The 392-nt window shown below is 48.2% G+C and carries 1 protein-coding gene; it reads left to right on the top strand.

Annotated features, from left to right (window positions below):
• Positions 1-392 (top strand): hypothetical protein (locus AWH02_RS06005; RefSeq protein ID WP_145762182.1); only part of this gene is annotated, 392 nt, incomplete at both ends.

Genomic DNA, 392 nt, shown 5'->3' with positions numbered 1-392 from the left:
AACAGGGACTAAAGTGACTCCAACAGGAACTGGCGCAACAAGCACAGGTCCGCAGGGGGTTCCACAAACAGGAACCCCAACCTTCCAAGGAGGTGACCAACTGGTTCAAATCAATAAAACAGTTGAGCCAACCTTCGAAGATGGAAGCAAAGAGAAGACTATTCCAGGTCAAGGAACCTACACGATTGCACCAGACGGTACAGTAACCTTCACTCCAGACAAACAGTTCGTTGGTAAACCAGATCCAATCACCGTGAAACGCGTGGATAAGAACGGTACAGAAGTTACTGCGACTTATAGTCCAGAGTTTACTAAGGTAACTCCTACAGGAACTGGTGCAACTAGCACAGGTCCTCAAGGCCTTCCTCAAACTGGTACTCCAACCTTCCAAG

Origin of the sequence: Streptococcus gordonii, assembly GCF_001553855.1 — a bacterium.
GTDB lineage: Bacteria > Bacillota > Bacilli > Lactobacillales > Streptococcaceae > Streptococcus > Streptococcus gordonii.
This window is presented reverse-complemented; position numbering and strand designations above follow the sequence as displayed.